The 21,945-nt window shown below is 72.1% G+C and carries 21 protein-coding genes; 19 read left to right on the plus strand and 2 right to left on the minus strand.

Translation table 11 applies throughout. The features are described 5' to 3' along the window. Nucleotides 1–4: 4 nt before the first annotated feature. Nucleotides 5–1,234, minus strand: coding sequence for an outer membrane protein assembly factor BamB family protein (locus GA0070613_RS31000; protein WP_172875932.1), 1,230 nt, complete (start codon nucleotides 1,232–1,234; stop codon nucleotides 5–7). A 759-nt stretch (nucleotides 1,235–1,993) separates the two neighbouring features. Between GA0070613_RS31000 and GA0070613_RS31005 the strand changes: the two genes are divergently transcribed. After that, complete coding sequence (locus tag GA0070613_RS31005; protein ID WP_089015514.1) at nucleotides 1,994–2,878, plus strand: hypothetical protein; 885 nt, start codon at nucleotides 1,994–1,996, stop codon at nucleotides 2,876–2,878. Between the two features lie 239 nt (nucleotides 2,879–3,117). Here the strand turns inward: GA0070613_RS31005 and GA0070613_RS31010 are convergent, their stop codons facing one another. After that, complete coding sequence (locus GA0070613_RS31010) at nucleotides 3,118–3,396, minus strand: YggT family protein (protein WP_089015515.1); 279 nt, start codon at nucleotides 3,394–3,396, stop codon at nucleotides 3,118–3,120. A 1,361-nt stretch (nucleotides 3,397–4,757) separates the two neighbouring features. Between GA0070613_RS31010 and GA0070613_RS31020 the strand changes: the two genes are divergently transcribed. From GA0070613_RS31020 to GA0070613_RS31100, 18 genes are all read left to right on the plus strand, one after another. Beyond that, nucleotides 4,758–5,144, plus strand: a complete 387-nt coding sequence (locus GA0070613_RS31020) for a pilin (RefSeq protein ID WP_089015517.1) — start codon at nucleotides 4,758–4,760, stop codon at nucleotides 5,142–5,144. Nucleotides 5,145–5,151: 7 nt separating this feature from the next. After that, on the plus strand, nucleotides 5,152–6,069 hold the full coding sequence (locus tag GA0070613_RS31025; RefSeq protein ID WP_089015518.1) for a conjugal transfer protein TrbL family protein: 918 nt from the start codon (nucleotides 5,152–5,154) through the stop codon (nucleotides 6,067–6,069). Continuing rightward, nucleotides 6,066–7,037, plus strand: coding sequence for a PrgI family protein (locus GA0070613_RS31030; RefSeq protein ID WP_089015519.1), 972 nt, complete (start codon nucleotides 6,066–6,068; stop codon nucleotides 7,035–7,037). Before GA0070613_RS31025 ends, GA0070613_RS31030 begins: the two co-directional genes overlap by 4 nt. Next, nucleotides 7,034–8,827 carry a VirB4 family type IV secretion system protein gene (locus GA0070613_RS31035; protein ID WP_089015520.1) on the plus strand — a complete coding sequence of 598 codons (1,794 nt, stop codon included), beginning with the start codon at nucleotides 7,034–7,036 and terminating at the stop codon, nucleotides 8,825–8,827. Before GA0070613_RS31030 ends, GA0070613_RS31035 begins: the two co-directional genes overlap by 4 nt. 77 nt (nucleotides 8,828–8,904) lie before the next feature. Further along, complete coding sequence (locus tag GA0070613_RS31040; protein ID WP_408631025.1) at nucleotides 8,905–11,322, plus strand: type IV secretory system conjugative DNA transfer family protein; 2,418 nt, start codon at nucleotides 8,905–8,907, stop codon at nucleotides 11,320–11,322. 273 nt (nucleotides 11,323–11,595) lie between these two features. Beyond that, the gene (locus GA0070613_RS31045) at nucleotides 11,596–12,447 is read left to right on the plus strand and encodes a replication-relaxation family protein (protein WP_089015521.1); all 852 of its coding nucleotides are present in this window, start codon (nucleotides 11,596–11,598) and stop codon (nucleotides 12,445–12,447) included. A 491-nt stretch (nucleotides 12,448–12,938) separates the two neighbouring features. Continuing rightward, nucleotides 12,939–13,766 carry a hypothetical protein gene (locus tag GA0070613_RS31050; RefSeq protein WP_231929596.1) on the plus strand — a complete coding sequence of 276 codons (828 nt, stop codon included), beginning with the start codon at nucleotides 12,939–12,941 and terminating at the stop codon, nucleotides 13,764–13,766. A 141-nt stretch (nucleotides 13,767–13,907) separates the two neighbouring features. Next, entirely contained in the window at nucleotides 13,908–14,462 is a 555-nt protein-coding gene (locus GA0070613_RS31055; RefSeq protein WP_089015522.1) for a hypothetical protein, read from the plus strand. A gap of 427 nt (nucleotides 14,463–14,889) precedes the next feature. Further along, nucleotides 14,890–15,696 (plus strand): MarR family transcriptional regulator, encoded by an 807-nt coding sequence (locus tag GA0070613_RS31060; RefSeq protein WP_231929597.1) that lies wholly within the window; start codon nucleotides 14,890–14,892, stop codon nucleotides 15,694–15,696. A gap of 89 nt (nucleotides 15,697–15,785) precedes the next feature. Continuing rightward, nucleotides 15,786–16,421, plus strand: a complete 636-nt coding sequence (locus GA0070613_RS31065; RefSeq protein ID WP_089015524.1) for a GGDEF domain-containing protein — start codon at nucleotides 15,786–15,788, stop codon at nucleotides 16,419–16,421. Nucleotides 16,422–16,507: 86 nt separating this feature from the next. After that, the gene (locus GA0070613_RS31070; RefSeq protein ID WP_089015525.1) at nucleotides 16,508–17,095 is read left to right on the plus strand and encodes a hypothetical protein; all 588 of its coding nucleotides are present in this window, start codon (nucleotides 16,508–16,510) and stop codon (nucleotides 17,093–17,095) included. After that, nucleotides 17,092–17,358: a hypothetical protein gene (locus tag GA0070613_RS31075; protein WP_231929598.1), complete on the plus strand. Its 267-nt coding sequence runs from the start codon at nucleotides 17,092–17,094 to the stop codon at nucleotides 17,356–17,358. The genes GA0070613_RS31070 and GA0070613_RS31075 overlap by 4 nt, the downstream gene beginning before the upstream one ends. Continuing rightward, complete coding sequence (locus GA0070613_RS34115) at nucleotides 17,355–17,483, plus strand: hypothetical protein (RefSeq protein WP_269459025.1); 129 nt, start codon at nucleotides 17,355–17,357, stop codon at nucleotides 17,481–17,483. Before GA0070613_RS31075 ends, GA0070613_RS34115 begins: the two co-directional genes overlap by 4 nt. 232 nt (nucleotides 17,484–17,715) lie before the next feature. Then, complete coding sequence (locus tag GA0070613_RS31080; RefSeq protein ID WP_089015526.1) at nucleotides 17,716–18,249, plus strand: hypothetical protein; 534 nt, start codon at nucleotides 17,716–17,718, stop codon at nucleotides 18,247–18,249. After that, nucleotides 18,246–19,355 (plus strand): C40 family peptidase, encoded by a 1,110-nt coding sequence (locus GA0070613_RS31085; RefSeq protein WP_231929599.1) that lies wholly within the window; start codon nucleotides 18,246–18,248, stop codon nucleotides 19,353–19,355. Before GA0070613_RS31080 ends, GA0070613_RS31085 begins: the two co-directional genes overlap by 4 nt. A 101-nt stretch (nucleotides 19,356–19,456) precedes the next feature. Then, nucleotides 19,457–20,260: a hypothetical protein gene (locus GA0070613_RS31090; protein ID WP_089015527.1), complete on the plus strand. Its 804-nt coding sequence runs from the start codon at nucleotides 19,457–19,459 to the stop codon at nucleotides 20,258–20,260. Further along, nucleotides 20,257–21,348, plus strand: coding sequence for a DUF4314 domain-containing protein (locus tag GA0070613_RS31095; RefSeq protein ID WP_089015528.1), 1,092 nt, complete (start codon nucleotides 20,257–20,259; stop codon nucleotides 21,346–21,348). Before GA0070613_RS31090 ends, GA0070613_RS31095 begins: the two co-directional genes overlap by 4 nt. Before the next feature lie 46 nt (nucleotides 21,349–21,394). Continuing rightward, a complete protein-coding gene (locus GA0070613_RS31100) occupies nucleotides 21,395–21,697 on the plus strand; it encodes a hypothetical protein (RefSeq protein ID WP_089015529.1) in 303 nt (100 codons plus the stop codon). The last annotated feature ends 248 nt before the right edge of the window (nucleotides 21,698–21,945 follow it).

Consider the following 21,945-nt stretch of genomic DNA (forward strand, 5'->3'; position numbering starts at 1 on the left):
GTTTCTAGGTGGCGACGAGCAGCGCCGGGCGGGCATCCCGGGGCAGCCTCCATTTGGCGTTCCGGTCGGTGAAGTCGAAGTTGGACCTGTCGATCACCACGTAGCCGTCCGTGGCGTACACGTGAAAGGACCGGTGAGCACCGGCTGGCAGCTGAACTTGGGACTGAGCCTGCCCCGTGCGCTGGTCAAGTCGTGACAACTCGTCGCGGTCGGTGACGACGTACACGCTGGTCCGGTCCGCAGTGACGTCGCTGACGGTACCGGCGAAGGATCGCTGCCATACGGGGGAGCCATCGAGGCCGGACACGGCGCGGACGGTGTCGCGGACCGAGAGGTACTCAAGCGTCAGGTCACCGACGTCGACGGCGATCCAGTCGTGGGGCCACACCCCGGTTATCGAACCGTCCTGGTGGATGCGCCAGCTTCCGCCGTCGTTGCTGACGTGGAAGCCGTCGCACATGGACTGCGCCACCACACAACCGGAGGGCTCAACGAACCATGATCGGTTCGCAGCGGGCGAGCCTGCCGTGGGTTGCCACGTGGTCAGCTCGCGTCCGGATTCGGCGTCGTACAGTTGCACCTGCTTCGGCCGGTCACACGCCAGGACCACCGCGACCACGGTCGGTCCGGTCCAGTTCACTCCGGAACATCCGGGCAGGTCGACCTGCCACAGCCGCCGCCCGGTCGCGGGTTCGAACGCGTCGAGGGAATGTTCGCCGGAGCTGACGAGCACGGGGGCATGCTGCCGGGTCTCGGTGGCGAACAGCTCAATCAGGCTGTCACCGTAGACGGTCGCGACGCCGGTCGGACCGCCGATGTAGCTGTCGCCGCCGATGTCCCGCTCGACCGTGGCACGCCACGCGATCGTGCCGGTTCGCCCGTCCATTCCAGCCAGCGCTCCGTCGGACCACTTCACCACGACCATCGGCGGGTTCGCTCCGTGTGCCGGAATCGCGACCACTCCGGTGACGTCCGCCGGAAACCGGTGGTACGACCAGAACGGCGGATGCCCATCCGCCGCGGTCAACGGTTCGGCCCACACATCGTGCTCGGTGCCGAAGACCCGCAACCGCCGTTCGACTATCAACGGTGCGGCACGCAGCGCGGCGACCACCCCGGACCGGGGAGAGGCGACCGCGTCCGGATAACGGGCGGTTGCCGCCGTGTGCCATTCGCCCGGCTTGACCATGAAATAGGTGCCAACCCCGCACGACGCGACGAGCACCAGCACCATGGCCGGCACCGCCCAGACCCACCATCGGACAGCACGGCCACGCCGTACCTCGCCAGCCATGCCCCGCCCCCGTGAACGCACACCTGATACTGCCACTTCCGGCCGGACAGCCATGACCCGTCGCCGCCGCCCTCGCGGCGCGGGATCCACTTGTCGAACTGCGCCCGCACTAGCTGGACGTGCTGGGCACGGCCGCTGGCTCCGGCGTCGACCGTTCAGCCGCCAGGCGCCTGATCAATCGATTGACCACCGGTCATCGTCGCCGGCCGTGGCATGACACCGTCCCCGATGACATCGGGCTGACGCGCCCCGGTGACGGCACTGTCGTCAAAGCGGTCGACGCCGCAATGACATCAACGGCGTCCGGTGTGACATTGCGGTCTGCGACCGTGCCACCGACCCGACGCTAGTCGTTGTGAGCGCTCGTGAGCGGCTGTGAGTGTCATCGCCTGCGTTGTCATCGGCCGTCACGAATCGGGCGGACACCTCGCCCGCTAGGGCGCGGAGAGTCGATGCCATGGCGGGTAGCGGTGTCACAGTACAGCTCAGGGGCTGTATCACATACCGCTCTCAACGATCACAGTCGATGTCAGGGAATCGGTTCGGGATCGTGCCATCGATCGGCGCGGCGGTGTCAGAGGCGGCGCAACCTGCGCCGTGAGGGCCTTGTGAGTCGCTCGTGTCGTAATCGGCGCCTGCCTGGTGCCGTGACACCACGACGGCGCCAATCGACATTCTTCGTTGCTTGGGGAGTGTGACATGACCGCCTCTGACATCGACTGGCCCGCCTCACCGCTGGACGCCGCCGACGCCGCGTTCGCCGCACTGACCTGCGACCCCGCACCGATGACACTCGACCCTGACACGTTCGCCCCCGACACCGGCCTGCCCGACGATGCCATGACACTGCCGGCGCTGCGGGACTGGCTCCTCGCGCACCCGCGCGCCTTCACCGCGCGCGACGAGGTGTGGCGGGAGTTGACCCGCCGCGCCCGCCTCCACGGGCCGGCGTGGGTGATCGCCGCGGTCGGCATGGCGATGCCGGCGCTACGCCGCTACGCCAATCACCTGAGCGCTGGCTACGGCGGCGATCCGGACGATATCGGCGCGGAGGTCCTCACCGGCTTCCTGGCCGCGCTGCGCGACCGCGTCGACCTGGCCCGCGACGCCCCCTACGCGGCGCTGTGCCGGGCGGCGTTCCGGGCCGGCTACGCCCTGCGCCAACAGGCCGGCGAGTACACGTCGGTGGACAACGTCGACCACGTCACCGGTCCCCGCACCCCCGCCATGCCCTACGGGCACCCGGACCTGCTCGTCCAACGAGCGGTCGGCCTGGGCATCCTCGACCGGGAGGACGAACAGCCCTACATCGACATCCGGCTCGGGCGGCGGGCGATCGAACGGGTCGCCGCCCGCCTCGGCATCACCGTCGACGCGTTGCGCATGCGGCTGGGACGCATCGACACCCGCCTCGCCGACGCCCTCGCCAAAGGGCTGCTGACCGGCGTGACCAGCCAGCAGACGGCTGAGGAGCTCGCCCACCAAGCCGTGCACCGCTCGGCCACCCGCACTGGCCTCGCCGCGGTTAGCGGCCGCATCGCCGATCAGGTGCCGGTGTCCACGACGGCGGGGCTCGCCGCCTGAGTCACACCCCCGCGCCGCGTCAATCCGATGCCGCCACACGAGAGACCCCTGAAGGTCCTCGCCGGCCGCATCGACCCGCCGGCGAGGACGCTCGGCTGTGCCGGCACGTTGGGGGGGCTGTCGGCAGCGTCGATACTGCTGAACGTGAGCGCACGGCCGAGCCACAGGGTTCGAAGGACGCCGACTCACGACATTGGTCGACCGCTAGATCTTCAGACGCCCCGTTCGGCGTGCGGGGGTCAGCTGATTAGTTGGCGGATCACCACGATCGCGATGAACACGACGATGAACGCCAAGTCGATCGAGACCGTGCCCAACCGCAACGGGGGCAGGAACCGCCGAACTGGAGCAAGGATCGGCTCGGTGACCGCTCGCGCTCCGGCGGACAGCCGCGACCGGATCGACCCGGGCGCCGAGGGACCGGCGAGCGCCACGCTCCAGTCGAGCACCACGCGGGCAACCAGCAGCAGCTGCATCAGCAGCAAAATCAGGCTCACGATGCCGAGCACAGGACCCATGAGATTCCCTCCAGAACCAGTTTGACCCAGCTCAACTGTGCGTCACCTTGTGGTGAATCCGCTGAGCGACAAGCTGTTACTCATGGCTGAACGCGCCGTACAGCGGGGTTGTCCTCTACCTCGCCGGCCGACTGCTGTTCCTGCGGCTTGCCGTCCGATCCGCCCCGCCAGCGCAATTCGCCGCCGTCGGCGTGGCCCTCCTCCTGCTACCGGCGGAGCAGACGCTGAGCGCCGGGCCCTCCCGCTCGATCCAGCGCAGCACCGCCCGGCAGGCCAGGGCCTTGGCGGCGTACGCCACGTTGGCCGCCCCGAACGCCGCCGCGTACTCGCGACAGCGGGCACGCACGTCCTCCGCGTCCAGCACATAGGTCGGCGTGCGACACCGTGCCGAACGTCAACCAGCCGGCCGAACTCCTCGGCGATGTCCGTCAGCGCAACGCCACCCACGCGGATCCCGCCGGACTCGCATCTGGTGGTCGCCGGCCACAGACGCACGGGCAGGCGCGGTGGCAGCGACGCCCGTGACGGCGGGATCGCGTCCAGCAGGGTCATGATTCCTCCCCCGCTTGGGTCAGATCCGGCTGCCGCAGCAGCAGATGGGTAATGCACCTCCGACTCCCGCCACGGCGCGATGCGCAACCACATCCGGCACCCGACCAACTCGGTGCTACGCCGTGCCTCTGGATCGGAGGTCCTGAGGGCCACGCCTCACGGTGCCGCACGATCCCGCCCAAGCGCGAGAATCAATACGCAATCGCTACGGCTCTCCCCGTTTTCTTGACGCTCTAGCGACGCCGGCAGGCGCCAGGGGGCCGGCGCGACCGCCCGGCGCCACCATCGCGGCGGCCGAACACGACAGCGGGCTTGCCATCGAACGGTGGGCAGCTACGCGGACAAGCCGTGCCGGTGGAGCCGGCTGACCGTCAGAACCAGCCCCCGGAAGGCCGGTGCCACGTCGCGGACCGGGAGACCCGCTCTGACCTGCGGTGGGAGACATCCGGGTGGCGCTGTGAGCCGCTGTGAGCGGGGACCGTGTTCGCCAGAGCACACAAACGCGGGTTTGAGGGTGCGGAAACTCTTCCCGCCCGGCCCGTGCCGGGCACCCGGGAGGTTCCGCCCGCCGCCGGGCCCGGACATCGTCGGGCCGCCACGAGCTGGACGCCTCGGGTGCCGCGCAGTGCTTGGTGCGCTGACACCTCATCGAACACCGCAACCCGCGAGGGAGGACGAGCTCCTCCCGAGGCCGGTGCGGCTCGCGCGCGTCCCGTTCTCCGCGCCCGGCGGCGGTCCCCTTGACCGCCCGCTAGCGCCCCGCCGCCCCGCCCCTGGTGACGGCGGCGGGGCCGGAGGTGACCCCACTCATGTCCCGCATCCCGGCACTCCTGCGTTCCCTCACCCACCACCGCACCGTCCGCCTCGCCGGCCGGACTGCCGCCGTCGCGGCTCAGGTCGCCCTGTTCCTGTCCGATCCCGGGGCGGCGTTCGCCGACACCGGCGAGCCGGTGTTCCTGGCGGTGAACTCGCTGCCGGTTGTGATCGGGAACCTGCAGACGTGGCTGATGGGCATCCTCGCCGCCGTCGCCACCCTGTTCCTCGTCCTGGCCGGCGTGTACTGGGCTACGGCCGGGGGTGACCCGGCGCAGGTCGACAGGGCCAAGGGCGCGCTGAAGAACGCCCTGGTCGGTTACGGCCTGGCGGTTCTCGCGCCGGTGTTGCTGCAGGTCGTTCAGGGCATCGTCGGGGGCTGATGCCGTTATGGGTTGGCTTCTCGATCAGATCCTGGACTGGCTGGCAGCGGCGATCCTGGCCTGTCTGGACGCGCTGTTCGGGGTGATCAGCAGCGCGCTGCTGATCACCCCGAACGTCACCGCGCTGCCGCAGGTGCAGGCGTTGACCGGCCGTTCGGTCCTCGTCGTGGACACCGTGTTCGTCCTGGCGTTCGTCGCCGCCGGCGTGCTCGCCATGACCGCCGGCGGCAGCGAGGGCTCCCGCTACACCGTCAAGGACCTCATCCCCCGCTTGATCGTCGGGTTCGTCGCCGCTCACTTCTCGCAGCTGTGGTGCGGCATGCTCATCGACCTCGCCAACGCCCTCACCGCCGCCCTGACCACGCCCGAGGGTGACAGTGACGGAGCGCTGCAAGCGATCAAGGCCCACATCACCGCCGGGCAGGACAAGACCGCGGTGTTGCTGTTCGTCGTCTGCGTGGCCATCATCGCGGTCCTTCTGGCCAGCACCGCGTTCAGCGTGATCGTCCGGTTCGCCGTCGTGCTGGTGCTGACCGCGTTCGCTCCCCTGGCCCTGGCCTGTCACGCCCTGCCGCAGACCGACCCGATGGCCCGGCTGTGGTGGCGCTCCTACGCCGGCACCCTCGCGGTGCCGGTGGTGCAGGGGTTCACCCTCTACACCGGGCAGTGGATGCTCACCGACCCCGACAACCTGCTGCCCGTGCTCGGGCTGCCGGTGGAACCGGGCGGGGTGATCAACCTGTTCGTGGTCATGGTCATGCTGTGGACCACGCTGCGGGTGCCCGCCCTGATGCGCCGCTTCGTCTCCACAAGCGGCGGTGGCGGGGGCGCGAACATGCTCGGCACGGCGGTGCGGGTGATCGTGGTGCAGCAGGCCACCCGGTCGATACACGGCCTGGGCCGGATCCGGGCGATGACCCGATGAGCCGCCACGACCGGGACGCCGAGCCGGGGCGGGCGCGGATGCCCGCCGATGTCGACGCCCCCGACAAGGTGCTCTACGGGCTCACGTTCCGGCAGCTGGCCATCCTCGCCATCGCCGCCCTCGCCTTCTACGGTGCATGGCGGGCCCTGCACGACCTGCTGCCGGCGCCGGTGCTGCTCGGCGCGGCTGTCGTCACGGGTGGGCTGGTGTTCGGCATCGCCGTGGGCCGCCGCGACGGGCTGTCCCTGGACGTGTGGCTACTCGCCGCCGTGCGGCACTCGCGGGCACCGCGGGCGCTGTCGACCACCGACACGACGTCGAAGACACCGGACTGGGTGCAAGCCCCGAAGAGCACGGTGATGGTGCCCGCGCCGTTGAAGCTGCCCGCCGACGCGATCGCCGACAGCGGGGAGATCCGACTCGGTGGCGCCCGGGCGGCGATGGTCGCCGCCACCAACGTCAACCTCGCCCTGCGGACCCCGGCCGAGCAGGCGGCGCTGGTCGACACGTTCGGCCGGTGGCTCAACTCGCTGTCCACGCCGACGCAGATCGTCGTGTCCGCGCAGCCGGTCGACCTGCGCTCTCACGCGCGCAAGCTCACGCAGGCGGCGGACGACCTCCCGCACCCGGCCCTCGCGGACGCGGCGGCCGATCACGCCCGGTTTCTCGACGATCTGGCGCAGCGGCGGGATCCGCTGCGGCGGCAGGTCCTCATCGTCACCCGCACCGGCGCGGGGGAGCGGGGTGAGCACGCCGCCCGCCGCCGCGCTGACGACACCGTCCGGGCGCTGTCCGGCCTCGGCGTCGCCACCCGCGCCCTCGATGGGGCAGCGGTCACCGCCGCGATCGCCGCGGCGGCCGACCCGTACCGGCCGCCGCGTCCTGGTTGCTTGGCCGCACCCGACACGGTCATCAGCTCACCCCGGTCGGTTGAGCGGGGACCGCGCAGAAAGAAGCGACGGACATGAGGATTCCCAGAAAGTCCACCACCACCAACCGAGCCGCCTTACCCACCGGGGTGGCGGCCGCGGTCGCTCCCGCATCGGTGGAGGTCACCCCGCGGATGCTGCGGGTCGGCGACGGCTACGCCGCCACCCTCGTGGTCACCGGCTACCCGGCCGAGGTCGGCCCCGCCTGGCTGGAGCCGCTGCTGTCCTGGCCGGGCCGGCTCGACCTGGCCCTGCACATCGACCCGCTACCGGCGCCGGTCGCAGCATCACGGTTGCGCACCCAGCGGGCCCGGTTCGAATCATCCCGGCGGGCTGACAGCGGACGAGGCAAACTGCCCGACCCTGCCGTCGAGGCGGCAGCGGACGACGCGGCGGACCTCGCCCAGCGTCTCGCCCGCGGGGCGGCGAAGCTGTTCCGCGTCGGCCTTTACCTGACCGTGCACGCCCGCACCGAGGACGAACTCCTCGAGGCCTGCGCGCAGGTCAAGGCCGCCGCCGCGTCGACCCTGATCGAGGTGCAACCCGCCACGTGGCGGCACCTGGCCGGATGGACCACCACCCTGCCCCTCGCCACGGACTCGCTGCAGATGCGGCGCACCATGGACATCGCGGCCCTAGCCGCCGCGTTTCCCCTCGCCAGCGCCGACCTGCCCGCGCCGCTGCCCGGCGACCCGCCGACCGAGGGCGGAGTGCTCTACGGGGTCAACCCGGACTCCGGGGGCATCGTGTGGTGGGACCGGTGGGCACAGGAGAACCACAACTCCGTCGTCCTCGCTCGCTCCGGCGCCGGCAAAAGCTACTTCGTCAAACTCGAGATCCTGCGGAACCTGTACCAAGGGGTTCAGATCGCAGTCATCGACCCCGAGGACGAGTACCTGCGACTCGCCGACGCCGTCGGCGGGGCCATCGTGCGCCTCGGCGTCGCGGGAGTGAGAGTCAACCCCCTCGACCTGCCCGCCGGCGACAGCCGCCCGGACGTGCTCACCCGCCGCGGCCTGTTCCTGCACACCCTCACCTCGGTGCTGCTCGGGCAGCAGCCGCCGCCGGCCGAACGCGCCGCCCTGGACCGGGCGATCCTGGCCGTCTACCGGCAGGCCGGCATCACCGCCGACCCGGCCACCCACCACCGCCCAGCCCCGCTGCTGCGCGACCTCGCCGCCACGCTCGACGGCGACGCGGACCCCGCGGCGCGGCAGCTCGCCGCCCGGCTCGCCCCCTGGGTCGAAGGGTCGTTCTCCGACCTGTTCGACGGGCCGACCACCACCCGCCCGGAGGGGCATCTGGTGGTGTGGTCGCTGCGGCACCTGCCCGACGAGCTGCGCACCGTCGGCACGCTGCTCGCCCTCGACTCCATCTGGCGCGACGTTGACGCCCCCGGCCGGGCCCGCATGGCCACCCGCCGGCTCGTCGTCGTCGACGAGGCGTGGCTGCTCATGCGCGACGGCGAAGGGGCACGGTTCCTGTTCCGCATGTCCAAGGCAGCCCGCAAGCGCCACGCCGGCCTGACCGTCATCACCCAGGACGTCGCCGACGTCCTCGGCACCGACCTCGGCCAAGCCGTCGTCGCCAACGCCGCCACCCAGGTGCTGCTCAAGCAGGCCCCCCAGGCCATCAACGCCATCGGCGACGCGTTCGGCCTCACCGCCGGGGAACGGGGGCTGCTGCTCGCCGCCCGAGTCGGCCAAGGGCTGCTGATCTCCGGCACCAACCGCAGCAGCTTCGAGGCCATCTCCTCCGACGCCGAGCACCTGCTGTGCACGACGCGGCCTGCGGAGCTGGCCGACCTCGACGACGAGGAGGACCTGTGAGGCCACCAGAAGTCCTGTCGTTGCTCGTATCGCCGTCACCGGCGCCCGGCCCGCCCGGGCCGGGCGCCGGCCTCGTCGTGCCTGCGACCGGGCTCAGCCGCTGGGTCGCCGACGTCGCCGACTGGTCGGTGCAGCGGCCGTGGCTGCTCGCTGTGGCCGCGGCATGGTTCATCGCCTGCGTCGCCGGCCGTAACCTGCTCGACCTGTGGCGGCACCGCCGGCACGCCGACAATGCCCGCGTGGTGACGATCGCCCCGCCACCGCAGGTCGACGCCACCGGCGCCGCGGCGCTGTGGGCGAACCTGGCCGGCACCTTGACCCCGTCCCGGCGCCGCCGGCTGCTTTACGGCAGCCCGTACGTGGTGTGGCAGTACACGTGGACCGGGCGGCGGCTGCTGATTTCGATCTGGGTGCCTGGCACCGTGCCGCGGGGTGCGGTCGAGGCGGCGGTGCGGGCCGCGTGGCCCGGTGCCGCGACCACCACCGAGGCGGCTGGCCCGCCGATTCCGCTCGAGGTGCGTGCCGCGGTGGGCGGGCACCTCCTGCCCACTGCCGCGGAATGGCTGCCCTTCGCGACCGATCATGACAACGATCCGCTGCGGGCTCTGATGTCGGCAGGATCCGGACTCAAGGCCAACGAGCACGCCTGCGTGCAGGTCCTCGCCCGCCCCGCCACGGCCCGCCGTGCGGCGAGGGCGCGGCGGGCGGCCGGGCGGCTGCGTGATGGCAAGACCGCCGTCCCGATGATCAATGCGGCGGCGCCGCTGCTGTGGCTGATCGAACTGTTCCTTCCTGGCCGCAGCGGCGGCTCCCGGTCGACCGTCCCGGCCGGACGCCGCGACCCCGGCGTCGAGCGGGACGTGCGGGCGATCCTGGACAAGACCTCCCACCCGCTGTGGCAGACCGGCATTCGCTACGCCGTCGCCAAGAACAGCCAGCGCAGCGGAACCGACCCGCAGGGCCGGCTACGGGCCGTGGCGGACGCGGTCGCCTCCAGTTTCGCCGTCTACGCCGGCCGCAACCGTCTCGCGCTCCGGGCCCGCATGTCCTCGGCGGTCGCGGTCCTTGCCCGCCGTCGCCTCGGTGCGGGGTTCCTGACCTCGACGCCGGAGCTGGCCGCGTTCGCCGCGCTGCCGCAGGACTTGGCCGTGCCCGGCCTGGACAGGGCGCGGGCGAAGTCCATGCCCGCCCCGGTGGCCGTGCCCACCGGCGGTCGTGGCGCGAAGGTCCTCGGTGACGCGGAGGTCGGCGGCCACGCGGTGGCCCTGGCGGTGCCGGATGCGAGGTATCACACGCACGTGATCGGATCCACGGGCTCCGGGAAGACGACGCTGCTGGTCAACATGGCCGTTGACGACATCAGAGCGGGCCGCGGGACGGTGGTCATCGACCCGCACGGGGACATGGTCCTGGACATCCTCGACCGGCTCCCCGCCGACGTCGCGGACCGGGTGGTGCTGTTCGATCCCGACCAGCCCAACCCGCCGACGCTGAACCCGCTGTCCGGCGACGACCCCGACCTGGTGGTCGACAACCTCGTGTCGATCTTCGGGAACATCTTCGCCAAGGCGTGGGGACCCCGGATGGACGACGTGATGCGGGTGGCCTGTCTGACCCTGCTGCGCCACGCCAACGTCACCCTTCAGCACATCCCTCCGCTGCTCAACAGCGCGCAGTTCCGGTCGGCGATGACGGTCAACCTCGACGACCCGGCCGGGCTGTCCGGGTTCTGGCAGTGGTACGACGAGCTCAACCCCGCGCTGCGCTCCCAGGTCATCGGGCCCGTCCTCGCCCGTCTGCGGGCGTTCCTGCTGCGCGATTTCGTCAAGCGCACCATGCGCTACCCACGCTCCAGCTTCGACATGGGCAAGGTCCTCGACGGCGGTGTCCTGCTGGTGCGCATCCCCAAAGGCACCCTGGGCGAGGACACCAGCAAGCTGCTCGGCTCCCTCGTCCTCGCGCAGGTGTGGCAGGCCGCCACCGCCCGGGCGAAGACCGCGCCCGAGCGTCGCCGGGACGCGACCCTGATCATCGACGAGGCGCAGAACTTCCTCACCCTCGCCAACTCGCTGGACACGATGCTCGCCGAGGCCCGCAAGTACCGGCTGTCCCTCGTCCTGTCCCACCAGGACCTCGCGCAGTTCCCCCGCGACCTGCTCGCCGCCGCCTCCGCCAACGCCCGCAACAAGATCTACTTCTCGTGCGCGCCGGAGGATGCTCGAGTCCTCGCGCGGCACACCCTGCCCGAACTCGACGAGCACGACCTGACCCACCTCGACGCCTACACCGCCGTCGCCCGCCTCGTGGTCAACGGCCGGCAGACTCCAGCGTTCACCCTGAAGACGCGTCCACCAAAGCCGGTCGTGGGTGAGGCCACCGCCATCCGGCAGGTCGCTGCCGCCTCGGTGCCACCCCAGGACACCAGCGCCATCGACGACCTCGTTGAGCAGCACTCCCGACGGGGCGGCCAACCCAACAAGGGCCGCCGGCGGTAAGGGCGACGTGTTCACGCTCGTCGCTGACGGTCCGTCCGGTGTCTGTCAGCGGCAGGTTCCGGGGTTTCCGCTTGTCCTTCCGCACGGGCTTCACGCGCCCTTCACCAAGGGTCACCCCTCGAGAGGCAGCCAGTACCGGCATGTGGCCTGTCAGGGCAGCACACAGTCCGTGACCGCGGGCCTTCGTCTTCGCCGCCAGTTCCCGACACCCTCCGCACAGGAGGGTTCATTCCTTCTACCTCCCCAAGGAGAACGCTCGTGTCCCGCTCCCTCATGCGCGACCGTCTCGACCAGCTACGCAGACTCACCCTGCGCGATCGCCAGCTGTTGGCGTGGCTCGCGGAGCACTACGTGCTGTCCGCCACCCAGATCACCCAGGCCATGTTCCCCTCAGCCCGTTCCGCCCGCCTGCGCCTGGCGACCTTGCACTCCATCGAGGCCGTCAGCCGGTTCGTCGATGTCACCACCGGCGACCGGCAATACCTCTACACCCTCGGCCCGCTCGGCATGCTCGTGCACCCCACCACCTTCCACGACCCAGACCACCCCGACGCCCGCACCCCGCGCACCAGCTTCGAGCGCGTCGCGCGGATCGTCGGCAGCCGAAACCTGCGGCATCTGCTCGGCACCAACCAGCTGTTCATCGACCTGATCCAACACGCCCGCAGCCACCACGACACGCACCTGCGACGGTGGTGGTCGGAACAACACGCCACCGCCGCCTTCGCCATCGCCGGCGTCCGCCCCGACGGGCACGGCATCTGGTCCGCTCACCGCCGCACCGTCGGGTTCTTCCTCGAACACGACAACGCCACCGAACCTCTCGGCACGGTGCTGGCGAAGCTACGCGCCTACAGCCGGCTCGCCGAGTTCGGCCCCCGCTACCCGGTGCTGCTGCGCGTGCCGAGCCGCCGCCGCGAAGCCCACCTCCTCGACGCCCTCGCCGGCGTGCCCACCGCCATGCCCGTGGCCGTCGGCGTCCACGACGAGCACCCCGCCGGACCCGCCTGGACCCTCGCCGCGGACCCCGGCCTGCGCCGGTGGCTCCACGAGCTGCCCAGCGACCACGGCCCCACCAGCCCGGCGACCAACCCCCACCGCTACATCGAGGACATCGACGGCTGACAGCCCCGGCGCCGCTCTCACAGCCCAGGTCAGCGCGCCTCCTGTTGCCTTGCCAGCGCACCAAGGCCGAAGCCGTCACGGGTTGTGACTGTCAGAAGGCAAGATCATCTGTGAGTGCGGTCGATTCTCACAGCGCCACCGGAACAGGGCCTGCCGACGGCCTCGAGAACTCACACAGCGCAGGTCAACGCCCCTCTCCGCTGATCCTGCGGGCAAAGCCGCTGTGAGAGACCGCGTCTACCGTCGTCGGCAACACCTTCCCCTCATTTCTCGCTCCACCCGGTTCGGTCCCACCCCAAGGGATCCCTCGCCGCACCCACCGGTGCGCCACGCCCACCCGCTTCGGCCGGTCGGCACGCGCCCGCGTGGCGAACCCTCGAGGTCGCACCAACCACCCGCGCCACCCTCCCCTCTCCCTGACCCGACCCATGCACCCGGTGGGCCGGTCACCTCTGCGCGCCCTGACGCGCCCGCACAAGGAGGAACCCCACATGGCCCAGACCGTCAACGGCACTCCGCTGACCCGCCACGGCAGCCGCGTGCCAGCCCTGCCCGCCACGCCGGCCCCCACCCAGGTCGCCAGCCACCCGACCAAGCCGCACCCCACCCCCGCTGCCCGGCGCCCCGCCCCGCAGCCGGCTGCCACACCGGCACCGACGATCCACACGATGATCGTGTGCCTGCCCGACGACGTTCCCCAGGAGGCGCTGACCGCCCACCAGCTCGCCACGCACTTCGGCGTCCCGGGCACCCTCACCGCTCACTTCTGGGCCATACCCGGCCTGCGCCGGTGGCAGCGCCACCACCTGATCGGCCTACGCAAGGGCCAACCCGCCCCGTGTGCGGGCGGAGACGTCCGGCTGCTCGACCTTCCCGGCATGCGCCACGCCGCCGCCGTCGGCGCCGGCATCCGCCACCAGATCTGGCAGCACGCCGTCCACGGCACCCGACCCGCCACCCCCTGGCCGACGTTCGAGGCACGCCACCTCGCCAACCCCGACAAGTACCCCCTCGATGCGGCCATCGCGGACTTCCACGCCCAACCCCGCGTCAACGCCATGCGCCTGCACGCCGCCGCCAACCCCGGCCCCGGGCAACCCGGCATCGGAGAGCTGGAGATGTACCAGTCCGGCCCCCTCGCGTACCAGCACTACAGCGCCGCCACCGCCGTGGCCGGCGACGCCCTGCTCACCGCCGACGGCCGCAAGCTCGCCCCCGCCAGCGACGCCCTCACCGACCGCACCACCTACATCGAGCAGGCCCTGCGCCACCTCGACACCCTCGCACCCGACCAGCGGCTCCTCGCCGTCGCCCTCTAACGCCACACGCCGGACACGGGCGGGGCCGGCGCACCTCAACCTCCTCAACCCCAGGGGGCAGCAGGTGCGCCGCCCCGGCACGCGGCGGTCCCGCCGCAAGACCTGCACCACGTCATGCCTATACGAGGAGGGAACCACCGAATGAGGTCGCGACATCGCGCCGCCGCCATCACCGCGGCGCTCACCGCCGCTGAACAGGACGCCGACGATCGGGGCTGGGACGCCCGGCCCGCGCTGCTCGGCCTGTTCGACACCACCGGTCACCGTCACGCACCCGCGATCGGTATGCGGGAGTTGCCTGTCGACAAGGCGGTGTGGCGGCTGCACGAGCAGACCGTGCCCAGCCCGAGGCTGCCCTACTGGGTAGGGCTCACGGCGATCACCGAGCACCTCACCGCGCCGAACACGGTTGCCTCGCTGCGGCAGTGGGCCCGGGCGGAACAGCGGCGGCTGATCGGGATGGCGTTCCTCTGCGAAGGCCTCGACAACCACGCCGACAGCACGCCGGCTCACCCCGATGGGTTGCCGGTGCGGGCGCTGATCGCCTGCGACACCGACGCACGGCACTACCAGATCCTGCGGGTACGCGGCGCGGCCAGCACCACTACCACTGTTTTCGACCACTCGCCGGCATCGGTGCGCGCCACCGTCATCCCGATGTGCCTGCGGCGCCTGCTCACCTGCGCCCTCGCCTGAACCGCCGAGGCCGACAGACGTCGCCGGCCGCCGCACCCGCCATCCGAGCTGCGTGCCGCCGTGCCGTCGCAGTAACGGCGGCCGCACTCACCGGCGGGAGCCATCGAGATCGCCAGCAGGCACGCACCAGGTGCCCCTTGGCGCCAGCGCCCGCCGCACACCAGCCCGCTCCGCTCCGGCTGCCGGCCACACGGGCCCACGGTGAGCACACCGGCACGCCGGGCGCCCCGGGCTTGGGGCGCCCACCCAGCCCGGCCTGCGACAGGCCGCCCTGTTCCTCTTCCCGCTCCCCTGTCGACAGGAAGCACTCGCTTCGTCCGGCTCGCGTCCCGAGATCCGGTCCTTGCACTTGATCAGCGCCGCGCTCGACGCGTGGATCAGTGCGCGGACCTCATCCCCCATCACGGTCACAAGGAAGGACATGCCCATGACCGACGCATCACCGCAGACCGCTCCAGCGCACAGCACGTTCAAAGTCCTGGCCGCGCTCGCCGAACTCGGCGATGCGCCCGCCGCGGCGGTGGCCGAGCATGCCGGGCTCGGCTACTCCACGACCACCTCGAAGCTGCGCGCCTGGGAAGAGTCCGGGCAGGCGGAGCGGTTCCGCACCGACGACGGCCGCACCCTGTGGCGACTCACTGCCGCCGGCTGTACCGCCACCGTCACGTCCCGCGCCGACAGCGGGCAACCTCCCGCCACCCCGGGCACGCCCGATCCGGCTGTCGAGGCGGAGGCCGACGGCGAGCAGCGCCACGACGGTGACGACTCAGCCGCCACCACCGCGGCCGACGGCCACCCTGCGGCCAGCGGCGAGCCAGCAGAGGCGGAGCCTGGTCTCGACGCGCCGGCAGCCCCTGATGAGACGGCGACCAGCCCCGCCGAGCCCGGCAGCGCTGAAGAACCGGCCAGCCCGACGCCGGTGGAAACGGCAGCCGGCGGTCCCGACGCCGTGTCGACAGCGCAGGCCGAGGACCGCTCCACGAAGGCCCGCCGGGTCGGCGGATCGCTGCGCGGGACGATCCTGGACATCCTCGAAGCCCACCCCGACCGGCAGTACAAGACCGGAGAGCTCGCGAAGCTCATCGACGCCGGCAACGCCGGCAACGGCGCGGCCAAGGCCAGCCCGGGAGCGGTCGCCAACGCGGCCACGAAGCTCGTCGCCACCGGCAAGGCCGTGCAGACCGTCGAACGACCGGCCACCTTCCAGCTCGCGCCCGCCAACGGCGGCCAGTAGCCCCCTCGTCAGGCAGCCCAGAGGCGGGCGTCGAAGTTGGAGCCTCACGCCCGCCCCCGGTGCTCCTTCGCATACAAGGAGCGATCCGAGTGTCTCCCATCCTGCACGCGATCGTCACCACCGTCGGCGGGATCCTCGCCGGCCTCGCCCTCGCCGGCGCCCTGCTGTGGCGCCAGCAGCAGGCCCTCGAAGCGGCCCGCTACGACGCCGCCCACGACGACATCACCGGCCTGCCCAACCGGCGGCTCCTGCTCGCCCGTCTGCGCGCCGCCCTCACCGAGAACGCGGCGTGCGGGCTGGTGCTGCTCGACCTCGACCGGTTCAAGACCGTCAACGACACCTTGGGCCACGACGCCGGCAACGTTCTGCTCGCCCAGGTCGGGCGGATCCTCGCCGGCCTGCAGGCACCGGTCGAGATCGCCGCCCGCCTCTCCGGCGACGAGTTCGCGCTGCTCGTGCGCGGCGACCACGACGACACCGCCGCCGTGGCCCATACCGCCTGGCGCACCATCGGCGCCGCCCCCATCGGCCTGGACTCCGGCGACATCAGCGTCAGCGCCTCCGTCGGCTACACCCACACCCACCTCAACACGCCACCCCGGCAGCTGCTCGCCGAAGCCGACGAGGCCATGTACCACGCCAAGCGCACCGGCATCGGCGTCTGCGGACACCACCCGCTCACCACACCGCCAGGCCGGCGCAGCCGGGACCGCCACCACCGCTGATCCCGCCCCGAATGCCTCCACCAAGGACCCCGCAGCCGCCGGCTGCGGGGTCCTTCCCCTTTCGCCCTCTGTTCGAGGAGACGACGATGCTGTCCTTCACCGCTGTCCACACCGTTTCGCAATGCCTGCTCACCGCCAACGCCGAGGCCGAGATCACCGGCTGGGGCACCCCGCCGACACTGCTGCTCATCCACCACCTGCGAGCGGAACCCACCGTCGCGACGCTGCATGAGATGAGTGTCGTCGAGTTCCCGCTGCACCCCGACGACCTGCTCACCGACCCCGCCGCGCTGCCCGCGCTGCTGCACCGCCTCGCCCACGCCCTGCACCACACCGACGACGCGGCGTCCACGCCCTACCAGGCCACCCTCGACACCATCATTCGGCTGATCCGCGGCACCAGACCCGCCGCGCGGCTGCTGGCCTGGGCCGCCATCTACGACGACATCCACACCCTCGACGGCCAGCCGCGGCCCGCCCGCCGCGTCGACGCCATCGACATCGACAGCCGCGCCTACCAACTCACCGACCTGCGCGGCGAGGAGCACCCGCTGCTGGCCGTCGACGACACCCCCCACCCCGACGACATGCCCGCCACCCTGCCGGGGCTGGCCGCCCTGCTCGCCGCCACCGCCCGCCGTGGCCACGTCCACCCGGGCGAGGCCACCTCGTGACCGGCGGGCATTCCGGGAGCAGCGCCCACGACGACGAGCCGATCTTCATCCCTGTGGAGCCGGACGGTGCGTCGCAGCGCTGCCGCGTGTGCGGGGCTGTTGACGAGGTCACCCGGGACGAGATGCCGTCCATGGCCGGCTACGGCACCGACACCTACGCCCAGTGCACCCGCTGCGGGTCCGTCGAGTTGAGCGACCCCATCTTCGGTTGGCGCGCCAAGCCCGCCACCTGGCCGCCTACGACAGACCACGAGCAGTCATGACGATCATCCGCGAGGCCATCGCCGTGGCCGAGCGGCCGCCAATCGGCAGTCAACGCCGACGAAGGCTGTCCTCCGGCTGCGGCACAACCCGCATGCAGGGGCTGGGCGCGCGTCTGACGCGCTGACCTGAGCTGCCTCCCGGTGCGCAGCAGCCGCAGGGGCCCGGCCACGCCACAGCCACTCCACGGCCCATCGGAGCGCTCCTCGAAAGGCCACGCGGCCCGTCGGTCGCGTGGCCTTTCGCCCTGCCTTCCTCGCCCTGGAAGGCAGCGACCAGTCCGGGGCGCTTTCCCGCCGCCCACTCGACCGCACTCATCCGCCCTGCCATGACCAGCACCCTGTCGAAGGAGCCCACTCGTGAGCACCCACTGCTACGTCGGCACCACCGGTCCCACCAACCCGCATGTTGTGCACGCCCGGTTCGTGCTCTTCGACGGCTATCCCGCCGCTGTCGTGCCCACCCTCGCCCGCATTTGGGCCCACCACGCCCGCCGCGATGCCGCAGCGCTCGCCGCCGCGGTGCTCGCCCACGACTGGGAATGCCTCGATCACCGCATCACTGCCGTCACCACCTCCGCGTTCGCCGGGCAGCAGCCGGTGCCCGGCGTTGGGATGACTCTCGCCACCAGCAGCGGCGGCGTCGTCGACCCGGCGGAGCCGGTCAGCGTGTTCCCGCTGTGCCAGGCCGTGCACCTCGACGCCGGGTGGATCTACGTGATCGACCCGGCGACCGCGACCGTCACCGTGCACACCGACGACGGCGACCCCATCGCCCGGTACCGCCTCGACGCCTGCACCTCGCACGCCAGCGCTCACGACCGGGCGCAGACCACGGACAGGGCATCGGAGTCCCCGCGCTGCCTGCGTTCGCCGGTCGGGTTGGCACGGTGAGCGCTCGCACCCTCGGCGCCATTGCAGCGGGTGTGGTCGCCCTGCTCGTGTTGTGCGCGGGCGGGATCGGGGCGATGTTCACCGGCGGTGGCACCGCCTCGGCCGCCTGCTTCAGCGCGGTCGGGCCCGACGGCCAGCCGCTGCTGCCCAGCATCACCGTGTCCCCACCCTCCGTTGCCGGTGCGGGCGGGTGGAGCAGCGAGCAGGTGGGCAACGCCGCAACGATCGTCGCTGTCGGCGCGGAGCTGCGGGTTCCGCCACGGGGCTGGGTCGTCGCCCTGGCCACCGCGATGCAGGAATCGAGCCTGCGGAACCTGCCCGGCGGGGACCGCGACTCGGTCGGTCTGTTCCAACAGCGCCCCTCTCAAGGTTGGGGCACGCCTGCCCAGCTGCGGGATCCGCGCTACGCCTCAGGCAAGTTCTATGCGGCGCTGCTCGCCGTCGACGGGTGGCAGGGCATGCCGCTCACCGATGCCGCGCAGGCGGTGCAACGCTCCGCGTTCCCCGGCGCCTACGCCACGTGGGAGGACGACGCGATCGCCCTGGTCCGCGTCCTGACCGGCGGCACCCCGGCCGGCCCGGTCGCGGGTGATCTGGAGCAGGCGATGAGCAATCCGCTGTGCCTGGCCGACGGCGGTGACGGCCAGTTCGGCGGCGAGGCGGTCCCGCTGCCGTCCGCGTTCACCCTGCCGCCGGTGACGCCGCTACCGGTGGTTACCGCGATCGGCTGGGCCCTGGCCCAGCTCGGCAGCCCGTACACCTTCGGCGGGGACTGCACCGCCCCGCACTCCGGCATCGCCCGGCACCAGTGCGACTGCTCGTCGCTGATGCAGCAGGCCTACCGGGCCGCCGGCATCAGCATCCCCGGCACCACCAGCGACCAGGTCCACACGGGGACACCGGTCACCGACTACCGCGACCTGCGGCCGGGGGACCTGCTGTTCATCCCCGGCAGTCGTGGCAGCCCGAGCAGGCCGGGCCATGTCGGCATGTACCTCGGCCAAGGACTGATCGTCCAGGCCCCACACACCGGCGACGTCGTCAAGATCAGCCGCCTCGCGGCCTGGAGCGGCCGGCTCGCCGGCGTCCGCCGCATCGTCGCCTGACTGGGCCCGCCCCAAGGGCCCGGACACGGCAGACCACCCGCTTCCTGTCGCCCCCGGCCCGCTGGGCCGGGGTTCCCGCACCGTTGATGGAGGTTCCCGTCGTGAGTTGTTCCACCCTGATCGGCGTCACCGCTTCCGGTGGCGCCTACGCCGCCCGCTGGTTGCACTGGGGCGGCGACCCCGAGCAGATCATCCCGCTGCTGCGGCGCATCTGGCAGCACTCCTTCACCCGGCACACCCTCGCCACCGCCGAGGCGCTGCTACGCCATGACTGGGTCACTCTCGACCCCGCGGCCACCCGCGCCAGCCAGCGGCACGGCAGGCGGCCGGTGCCCGGCGTCGGCTACGCCACCGACCTGCAAGACGGGACCCGCCGCGGCCGCATCGACGAGGCAGCACAGGGCTACCTCGAGTGGATGTACCTGGTCGACGTCGCCACCGACACGGTGCTGGTGCACGAGGCGACCTGCCACAGCCGGTGGCTGCGACACAGCCAGCACCCGCTCGACCCGGCAGCGGCCGGCACAGTGCTCGGCTGCGGCGGCTACACCGACCACGGCCACCGCTGGAACCCGGCCCACCTGTGGCTGCCGGGCGCCCGCGCCGGGCTCGACGCCGAGGTCTGCCTGGCGGCGCACCCGCACGGGGCGCCGGTCCTCCGGTTCACCGACGCCACCGCCCACGCGATCACCGCCGCCACCACCCCCAACCGGGGCGAGGCCGGGCGGCAGGCGTCGTGGCTTCGCGGCGTGGGCATGGAGTTCGACCTGATGTGGGCCGCCAGGCGGGCGAACGGGCCTCACCGGCTGCGCCGCGACGCCGACGGGCTCCTGCTGCTCGACGTCGACGTGGCGGGCTGGTCGTGGTGGTTGCTGCCTGCCCCGGTCGAGGGGGCGACGCGGTGACCTACCAGCCGGGCGAGCGCGTGGCGCTCGTACACACTACCGATCCGCACACTCTCCTGCGGCCCGGTGACGAAGGCACGGTCCGCCGCTACCACCCGGATCCGCGGATCCTCGACGTCGACTGGGACAACGGCTCCCACCTGTCCATGTGCCTCGATGCGGGCGACCGCGTCCGCCGCGCCGGGCGGGCCGGCCCGCCGGACACCGGCTGGCAGCAGGTCCTCGACACGCTGAGCGCCGCGGGCGCCACCGTCGGCCGAGCAGCCGCGCAGTGGTGGGCCCAGGAGGCTCTCGGCGGCCGGGCGGTCGGCGATGTCCGGCCGGCGGCACGGCGGATCCTCGCCGCCCTCGACGACGGCGACCCTGCGGTGCTCGACGGGCTGCCGACCGCCGACCCGTACTTCCTCGGCGATGACAAGGCCCGCTACGCGGAGGCCGCCCCGCCTGGCGCGCCGGCGTGGCAGGAGCTGACCGCCCACCGGGTGGACGAGGCCCGGTGGGTGTGGTGCGGCGGGTTCGACGACGCGGTCACCGACGAGGTGGCGCGGCAATGTCGGATCGTCCTGCACCCCAGCGGTGACGACCGCGACCTGAGCCACCTACACCCGGACAGGGTGCGGCTTGGCGGGCCGGGAGTGTTCGCCGGGGACTGGGCGTGGACACCGAACGCCGACGGCGAGATGCGGGTTCCGGTCGGGTTCGCCGGGACGCTGGTCGACACCTGGAACGGGTGGGCGGTGTTCACCTGCACCCGGGGCGTGGCGGAGGCGATCGTCGCCGACCAGCAGGCCGCCCGCGACCGCTACCGCAAGCACCTCGCCGCCCACGGTGTCACCGGGGTGCAGCAGGACCGCCTGGTCGACGAGTCGATGGCGCGGATGCGCTTCGACGGCGACGTCGTCGACGTCGACGAGACCCGGGTGCACGGCGACCCGGACGCGGTCGAACGCATCACCGCCGGCGCGGACGGCCGGTACACGGTGATGGGCCGGTCGTGGACGTGGATAGCCGTGCACCCCTACGACTGCGACCGCATCGCCGGTGACCTCCCTGACCCGGTGGAGCAGCCACCAAGGCCAGCTGCCTGACCCGCCCCAACCCTGACCCACCTACCGCCCTTTGGGGAGCAACATCATGCGCGAGGACTGCGACGACGAGTTCGACGAGTACGCCCACGAGGACATCCTGCAAGCCCTGGTGCGGCACCTGCTCACCAGCGACGAGCTCGATCAGCTCTGCGACGACGCCGACCTGCCCCAGCTGACCCACAGCGACGGGCAGCCGGTGACCATCACCTCGGCGCGCACCTACCGCGACGGCGGGGTCCTGACCCTCGACCGCGGTGTGTGGCTCGAGTTGTCCGACGGCAGCGTGTTCGGCCTGACCGTGCAGATCTCCCGCCGCCCCGCCAGCGAGGTCACCCTCCGCCGCCACTAACCCCCGATTCCGCACCTATCCCCTGCTCGACTTGATCGAACCGGGGTCGGGTGCGTTCCTTGTCGTCGCCCACCGCCAGGTGGCGTCGGCATCCGTCCAGCCGCAGCCCTTCGGGCTGCTCCTTCAAGCGCCTCACCGGCGTTGCCGGCCGTCCTGTCACGGGATCGGCCCGCCAACCGCCGTCTCCGCCGCGCGGACATCGCCGCACCGCCCGCGCGCTCCGGAGACGGGTGCGCGGGCCCGACCCG

The sequence above is a fragment of the Micromonospora inositola genome, from assembly GCF_900090285.1.
GTDB classification, from domain to species: domain Bacteria; phylum Actinomycetota; class Actinomycetes; order Mycobacteriales; family Micromonosporaceae; genus Micromonospora; species Micromonospora inositola.

Coding starts and splice junctions, on each gene's coding strand:
- GA0070613_RS31020 (WP_089015517.1), top strand. CDS start 4,758: ATGTCCCGCATCCCGGCACTCCTGCGTTCCCTCACCCACCACCGCACC.
- GA0070613_RS31010 (WP_089015515.1), bottom strand. CDS start 3,396: ATGGGTCCTGTGCTCGGCATCGTGAGCCTGATTTTGCTGCTGATGCAG.
- GA0070613_RS31035 (WP_089015520.1), top strand. CDS start 7,034: ATGAGGATTCCCAGAAAGTCCACCACCACCAACCGAGCCGCCTTACCC.
- GA0070613_RS31000 (WP_172875932.1), bottom strand. CDS start 1,234: ATGGTGCTGGTGCTCGTCGCGTCGTGCGGGGTTGGCACCTATTTCATG.
- GA0070613_RS31050 (WP_231929596.1), top strand. CDS start 12,939: ATGGCCCAGACCGTCAACGGCACTCCGCTGACCCGCCACGGCAGCCGC.
- GA0070613_RS31100 (WP_089015529.1), top strand. CDS start 21,395: ATGCGCGAGGACTGCGACGACGAGTTCGACGAGTACGCCCACGAGGAC.
- GA0070613_RS31070 (WP_089015525.1), top strand. CDS start 16,508: ATGCTGTCCTTCACCGCTGTCCACACCGTTTCGCAATGCCTGCTCACC.
- GA0070613_RS31060 (WP_231929597.1), top strand. CDS start 14,890: ATGACCGACGCATCACCGCAGACCGCTCCAGCGCACAGCACGTTCAAA.
- GA0070613_RS31045 (WP_089015521.1), top strand. CDS start 11,596: ATGCGCGACCGTCTCGACCAGCTACGCAGACTCACCCTGCGCGATCGC.
- GA0070613_RS31025 (WP_089015518.1), top strand. CDS start 5,152: ATGGGTTGGCTTCTCGATCAGATCCTGGACTGGCTGGCAGCGGCGATC.
- GA0070613_RS31005 (WP_089015514.1), top strand. CDS start 1,994: ATGACCGCCTCTGACATCGACTGGCCCGCCTCACCGCTGGACGCCGCC.
- GA0070613_RS34115 (WP_269459025.1), top strand. CDS start 17,355: ATGACGATCATCCGCGAGGCCATCGCCGTGGCCGAGCGGCCGCCAATC.
- GA0070613_RS31055 (WP_089015522.1), top strand. CDS start 13,908: ATGAGGTCGCGACATCGCGCCGCCGCCATCACCGCGGCGCTCACCGCC.
- GA0070613_RS31030 (WP_089015519.1), top strand. CDS start 6,066: ATGAGCCGCCACGACCGGGACGCCGAGCCGGGGCGGGCGCGGATGCCC.